Here is a 6450-nt window from a genome sequence, read left to right as displayed (position 1 = left end):
AGACGGCATACGAGATCATGCCTAGTCTCGTGGGCTCGGAGATGTGTATAAGAGACAGATCCCCAGCTCCTCGATCAAACGGTTGCGGAGGTCTCGGTGGACGGCGAGGGCCTCCGCCTGGCGGCCGGTGTGGTGGAGGGCGAGCATCAGTTGGCGGTGGTAGGACTCGCGGAGGGGGTGGTCGGCGACCAGCGCGGCCAACTCGGGGACGAGGGCGCCGAGTCGGGGGCCGCGCAGGGCCAACTCCGCGTCGTAGCACCATTCGAGGGCGAGGAGGCGGGCCTCGGTCAGGCGCTGGGCGAAGGCGTAGCCGCCGAGTTCGGCGGGGACGCCGCTGAGCGGGGTGCCGCGCCAGAGGGAGAGGGCCGCCGTGCAGGCGCGGACCGTCACGGGCCAGTCCTTCGCCGCGTGCGCGGTGCGGGCCATGGCGACCTGGGACTCGAAGACGTGGACGTCCAACTCGCCCTCGTCGACGCGGAGTACGTATCCGGGCGGTACCGCGCGTAGGCGGTCGGGGTCGTCGAGGAGTCGGCGGAGGCGGGTCACGTGGTTGTGCAGGGAGGCGTGCGCGGACGCCGGCGGTGAGCCGCCCCACAGCGCGTCCTTCAGGGCGTCCACGGAGACCACCCGGCCGGGTTCCAGGAGCAGCGCGGCCAGCAGCACCCGCACCTTGGGGCTGCCGATGGGGTGCACGGCATCATCGTCGGCGGGGTCGAAAAGGACGGGCGTGCCCAGCAGTCCGAACCGCGGCTCGTACCGCATCACACCGAACCCGACACCCTTCCGCCCGGCCTCTCGCGACCGCGCCCCTTGGCGGATATCCGCCCTGTTCACGACGGTTTCCCGCCAGCCTGCCGTGGCCGCCGACGCCGGAATCCGTTGCCGTACCGGGCGTCTCCCGTCGCCGTCCGGCGACTTCAGGCCACGCGGCCCGGGAGCATCGTGCGCGCCACTGGCCACATGTTAGCGATTCGTTGGTGCGACCTGATGTGATCACATCATCGGATCTGGCCCGACGGTGCGCGCGTACGACGCGCAGCTCGGGGGAGTGTCGCCGTCGCGGCCGGGTCCGGGGACGCGAGAGGGCCCCGGTCGGCGGAGGTGAACGACCGGGGCCCTCGCCCCTTACATCCGAGGTACTACGGGCCGGTCAGATGACCGGCGGCCGCCCCAGCCGCGTAAGCCGCCACACCGTCCGCCACCGCATCGGCCGCCTCTCCCCCGCCGTTTCGCGCACGCCCTCCACGAATCCCCCGAACCACGCCCGGAGCCCGGCCACCGACCGTGTCCGTACGAGCGTGAGCAGCGTCCAGATGCCCAGGTGGACCGGGATCAGCGCGAGCGGAAGCCGGCGGCGGACCAGCCAGACGCGGTTGCGGGCGGTGACCCGGTAGTAGATGGCATGCCGGGCGGGAGAGGTCTTGGGGTGCTGGAGGAGCAGCTCGGGGGCGTACAGGATGCTCCAGCCGGCGTCGGCGGCCCGCCAGGCGAGGTCGGTCTCCTCGTGCGCGAAGAAGAACTCGGCCGGCCAGTCCCCCGTCTCGGCGAGCATCGCCATGCTCAGCGCGTGCCCGCCGCCGAGGAACCCGGTGACGTACCCGCCCTGCATCGGATCCCCCGCGCCGACCCGCGGCACATGACGCCGCTGGGTCTCCCCGTGCTCGTCGGCGATCCTGAACCCGACGATGCCCAGGCGGGGTTCGGCCGCGTACAGATCGCGCACGCGGCGCAGCACGTCCGCGTCGACGAGCAGTCCGTCGTCGTCGAGTTCGACTACGACGTCCACGTCACCGAACGCGCGGAGCCGGGCCAGACCCACGTTGCGGCCGCCGGGGCAGCCGAGGTTCTCGTCGAGGTCGATGGTGGTGACCTCGCCGGGGAGGCACAGCCGGTCGGTGAACTCCGGGAGCCGGCAGCCGTTTCCGACGATCACGACGCGGGTCGGCGGCAGGTCCTGCTTGGCCACGGACTCGAGCAGGGCGTCGACCTCGGCGGGCCGGTTTCCCATGGTCACCACGGCGACGGCGATCCTCGGTCCGACCACGTCGCTCACTCCATCCGGCACGTCTCTCGCTCCATCCGGCCATCCGACGATGCCCGCGCCCTGACCGCGCAGCACTCGCCGTTCACCAAGATGTTGCCTCAGGTCGGCCGGTTGCTCCGACTCAAGTTCATTTTGCGGGACCTTTGTTGTGGCTTTGCCGGTTTTCCCTCCGGCGTACGAACTTCAGCCCCGACCAGTCGTCCCCCAGCGCGGCGACCTTCACATCGACGACACCGAGCGGAAGGAAGAGGTCGCGCAGGTCGTTCTCGGCGATGTCGCTGACATGTCCGGCGGCCTTGCGGGGCCAGGCGATCCAGAGCATGGCGGTGTCGGCGAGGCCGAGCACCAACTCCGGGGCCTCCGCGTCCAGTTGGCGCCGTTCCCGGTAGAAGGCGAGGGTGACGTCCGCGCCACGGGGGCCACCGACGGTGACCTCGCAGTCGTCCGGAAGTCCGGGGACGGTCCAGGCGGCGGGGGCATGGTGCAGATGAACCTGGTGGCCGGGCTTGACGCCGATCTTCTTGGCGAGCGGGGTGCCGGAGTAACCCCCGCCCGCGGCAAGCGAGTTGACCATGCCCTTCTACCACCCTCCACGACAACGACCGGTGCCCCGTCTCGATCGAGACGGGGCACCGTATCCCACGTGACCGCGTGCCGGCGTCAGCGTGCGGGGGTCGGTCGGCGATGTCAGCCGGCGACGTCGAAGGTGATCGCCTTGGACACGAACGTCGTGTCGCCGTCCTTGGCGGTGGCGAGCGTCGAGACGTTCCAGGTGCCCTTGACCGCTTCCGCCGCCTCCTTCTTGCTGACCTTGACCTTGTAGGTGCAGCGGGAGGTGTCGTCCGAGGTGCTCTTGCACGTGGCGGACTCGACGTACCGCATGTCGGCCTTGGTCGGGACGGTCTTCCCGCTCGCGGGCCACGCGATGACCTTGAGGCCCTTGATGCCCGAGTTGTCGCTGACGTCCACGGTGTAGGTGAAGGAACCGTCGCCGCTCGCGGACGGGGCGGTGTAGTGGGCCGAGCCGTTCGACAGGGTCGGCTTCTCCGGTGCGGAGGCAGCCGACGCGGCGAGCCCGCCGGCGACGACTCCGCCGACCGCGGCGACGGAGGCGAGGGAGAGAAGGAGAGCGCGCTTGGACATGGACATGGGAGGTCCCCCTAGGTGATGTGGATGGTGTGGGAGGCGGTGGTCGACCGCTTCCCTCGATGTGATCGAGCCTAGGAGCGGGACGGGGCGCGGTCCTCGGGCGGAAGGACGGTTGCCGCGTCGAACCAGAGATAGAGAAGAGCGGGACCGTAATCCCCCTTCCGCCTGACCCGGGCCCCTCACCTGCGCCCCTAGCCTTTGAGTGTCATGAAACGAACCGACGACCGGCTGCTCCCGGTCCTGCTGATCTGTGCCCAGGCCCTGGTGTGGCCGGTGGCTCCGCTGCTGCGCGGCACCGTGCCGACCGCGGCCGACCTGCTCGTGGCCGCGCTGGTCGCCGGATCCGTGACGGCCGCGCTCGCCCTGCGCCGCACCCGCCCGGTGATCACGCTCATCGTGGTCGCCGCGGCCTGCGCGGTGGGCGCGGGCCCGCTGCCCACCGGGGCGATGGCGGTCTTCGGCACCGCGGGCGTCGCACTCGCCCTCTTCACGGTGGCCGCCGAGCGCGACACCTTCACCACGGTCCTGTGCGTGGTGACGCTCGCGCTCTGGCAGTTCCTGCAGAACATCACCCTGCACGGCCTCAGCGACAACAACGGCCTCGACCTGGTCCTGATCACCCTGCTCTACGCCACGGCATGCGGCGCGGGCTTCTACGTACGCCGCACCCACCGCGCCCGCCAGGCAGCCGAACTCCTCCTGCACCGCGCGGAAACCGAACGCCACCGCCTCCCCGCAGCCGAACGGCGCCGTATGGAACGGGAGTTGCACGACGTCAGCGCCCACCACCTGACCGCCGTCGTCGTCACCGCCGGCGCAGCGCTCGGCCTGCGCGAACGCCGCCCCGAACTCGCCGCCGAGGCGCTGGAGTTCGCGACGGAGACGGGCCGAGAGGTCACCCGGGCACTCAGCGCGGTCCGCGCCCCGGCCCCCTCCCGCGAGGAACTCCCGTCCCCCGAGGAGCGGTTGCGCTCCCTGATCGCCGGCTTCCGCCGCCTCAACCAACCGGTCGACTTCGAGATCGACCCCCTCCCCGACGGCGCCGTCGCGGACGCGGCCTACGGCATCGTCCGCGAGGCCCTCACCAACGTGGCCCGCCACGCCCCCGGCGCCCACACGACCGTGACCGTCCACTACGGCGAAACCCGCACCGACGTCGTCATCACCAGCGCGGCCCCGCCGACCGCCACCCCGGCCCACGCCACAGGCCTGGGCGGCGGCCGAGGCCAGGGCTTCCTCCGCTCCCGGGCCCGAGAAACAGGCGGCACCCTGACCACCGGCCCGACGGCGGAAGGCGGTTGGGAGGTACGCGCCGTCCTCCCCGGCCGTACGGCGGCCCCAGTCGAACACGCCGTCCCACGCGGCTACCGCGCAGCCCAGGTCGTCGCCGCGCTCGGCCTGTGCTTCCAGCCCCTGCTCCCGGTTCTGATCATCCGCGCGGACGCGACATCGACCAGCACGCACGTGTCGGCGGGAGTCCTCTTCACCTTGCTGGCAGCAACCCAGGCGGTAGCCCTGCTGTGGCTGCACAGAGCACCGAGAACAGTCCAACTGGCCTTGCTGGGCTTGGCGTTGCTGTGGCCCATGGCAATGTCGCTGGGCCACTACACAGGCCCGGTACTACTCCCCCCAACCCTGAGCACTTTGGCAACATCCGCAGCGGTAGCGGCCCTCAAGGGGCGCGGGGAACTGCGCGACCAGCCCCCACCGCCCCGCACATACCGACTATCTCAGGCCCCTCTCTCTGCCTTCCTTTTCCCGATCGCGGCCACAGCCGCACACACCACCGCCCTCACGATCGCCGTCCTACACCGAGGCACAACACTCCCCACCTGGTCCGTAATCGCGCTCGCAACAGCCGGCGTGTCACTCACCATCGCCGCTGCCCACCACCTGGGAACCCTCCGCAACCAACGCGACCAGGCAACCCAGGGCACCCAAACAGCCCAACTGGCCACCTGGACCGAGGAAGCCGTAAGAGACGCCTGGGCAGAACGCCGCCGCATCGCGGCAGGGCTGGAAACCACCGTCCTGGCCAGAACCGCGGACATGATCACCGAGGCACAGGCAGGCCACCTGGACGAAACAGCCACCCGAGCCCGAGAAGCCCTCACCGCAATGCGCGCCCTCCTGGACGCGGTCCGAGACGCCGACGAGACGACAACCCCCGACCTGCGCCCCCAACCCACCGTCCAGGCCCTCGACCTGCTGGCACACCAGTGCCGAGCCACCGGCCGAGACGTACAGATACGCGTGACGGACCGGGTACCGGCCCGCCTCCCCACAGAGGTGGACCTCGCCGCCTACCACGTAGCCGAAACCCTCCTCGCGACCGGCGACAACGACCCAGCCGTACTGGAACTCGACGCGGACGGCACTACGTTGACGATCACGGCCACCGGCGTACCCCGCGCCACAGACACCGCCGTACAGGCCCGCCTGACGGCAAGGATCGCGCCGCTCGGCGGCACCCTGACGGCCGGCCGCCCACCGGGCACGGTCCACCTCCGGCTGCCGCTCACGGCACCGGACGACGAGGAGAGAGAACGATGAGCCTCAGGGTGCTGGTCGTCGACGACCAGGGCATCGTCCGCGCGGGCTTCGCCGCCGTGATCGACGCCGAGGACGACATGACGGTCGTGGGCGAGGCAGCCGACGGCGCGACCGCGGTGGTCCTCGCCGCCGAACTCGCCCCGGACGTGGTCGTGATGGACGTACGGATGCCCGAACTCGACGGCATCGCCGCCACCCGGATCATCACCGCCCGGGAGAACGCGCCGCGCGTCCTCGTGCTGACCACCTTCGACCTCGACGCGTACGTCTTCGACGCCCTGCGCGCGGGAGCCTCCGGCTTCCTCCTCAAGGACGTGCACGCCTCCGAACTCCTCGCGGGAATCAGGGTGGTGGCGAGCGGCGAGAGCGTGCTCGCCCCGTCCGCGACCCGCAGGCTGATCGGCCACTACGCGTCCGGCGCGGGCACGGGTTTCCGCTCCGACGCCGAGAACGGCCCGCGCGAACTGGAGAGCCTCACCGGCAGCCAGCGCAACGTCCTCGCCCTGCTCGCCTCGGGCCTCAACAACGCGGAGATCGCGGCGGAGTTGGACATCACCGTCGGCACGGTCAAGTCCCACGTCAACGCCCTGCTCCGCAAACTCGGCCTGCGCGACCGCGTCCAGGCCACGATCCTCGCCTACGACCTCGGCATCACCCGCCCGAACCCACCGGGCGCCGAACACCTCTGACCGACCCTCAACACC

The 6450-nt window shown here is 71.0% G+C and carries 5 protein-coding genes and 1 pseudogene; 2 read left to right on the top strand and 4 right to left on the bottom strand.

Features of this window, described 5'->3' with window-relative positions; all coding sequences use genetic code 11:
• Positions 1-57: 57 nt before the first annotated feature.
• The 4 genes and pseudogenes from OO69_RS42705 to OO69_RS42690 all read right to left on the bottom strand — a co-directional run.
• Positions 58-762 (bottom strand): annotated as a pseudogene (locus OO69_RS42705) (AfsR/SARP family transcriptional regulator); the annotation flags it as partial.
• A gap of 388 nt (positions 763-1150) precedes the next feature.
• The gene (locus tag OO69_RS42700) at positions 1151-2044 is read right to left on the bottom strand and encodes a glycosyltransferase family 2 protein (RefSeq protein ID WP_033286372.1); all 894 of its coding nucleotides are present in this window, start codon (positions 2042-2044) and stop codon (positions 1151-1153) included.
• A gap of 127 nt (positions 2045-2171) precedes the next feature.
• The gene (locus OO69_RS42695; protein ID WP_033286358.1) at positions 2172-2618 is read right to left on the bottom strand and encodes a hypothetical protein; all 447 of its coding nucleotides are present in this window, start codon (positions 2616-2618) and stop codon (positions 2172-2174) included.
• Positions 2619-2731: 113 nt separating this feature from the next.
• Positions 2732-3193, bottom strand: coding sequence for a DUF5707 domain-containing protein (locus tag OO69_RS42690; protein WP_078652823.1), 462 nt, complete (start codon positions 3191-3193; stop codon positions 2732-2734).
• A 207-nt stretch (positions 3194-3400) separates the two neighbouring features.
• On the opposite strand from OO69_RS42690, the gene OO69_RS42685 reads away from it, so the two are divergent.
• Positions 3401-5746: a histidine kinase gene (locus tag OO69_RS42685; RefSeq protein ID WP_033286357.1), complete on the top strand. Its 2346-nt coding sequence runs from the start codon at positions 3401-3403 to the stop codon at positions 5744-5746.
• Positions 5743-6435 (top strand): response regulator, encoded by a 693-nt coding sequence (locus OO69_RS42680; protein WP_033286356.1) that lies wholly within the window; start codon positions 5743-5745, stop codon positions 6433-6435. Before OO69_RS42685 ends, OO69_RS42680 begins: the two co-directional genes overlap by 4 nt.
• Positions 6436-6450 lie beyond the last annotated feature (15 nt).

The sequence above is a fragment of the Streptomyces sp. NRRL F-525 genome (assembly GCF_000716605.1).
Taxonomy (GTDB): Bacteria; Actinomycetota; Actinomycetes; order Streptomycetales; family Streptomycetaceae; genus Streptomyces.
The sequence above is the reverse complement of the archived record's forward strand: the minus strand, read 5'-3'. Positions and strand labels throughout refer to the sequence as shown.

Excerpts from the sequence above, each read along its gene's own strand:
- OO69_RS42690 (WP_078652823.1), bottom strand. The coding sequence starts at position 3,193 with ATGTCCATGTCCAAGCGCGCTCTCCTTCTCTCCCTCGCCTCCGTCGCC.
- OO69_RS42680 (WP_033286356.1), top strand. The coding sequence starts at position 5,743 with ATGAGCCTCAGGGTGCTGGTCGTCGACGACCAGGGCATCGTCCGCGCG.
- OO69_RS42685 (WP_033286357.1), top strand. The coding sequence starts at position 3,401 with ATGAAACGAACCGACGACCGGCTGCTCCCGGTCCTGCTGATCTGTGCC.
- OO69_RS42695 (WP_033286358.1), bottom strand. The coding sequence starts at position 2,618 with ATGGTCAACTCGCTTGCCGCGGGCGGGGGTTACTCCGGCACCCCGCTC.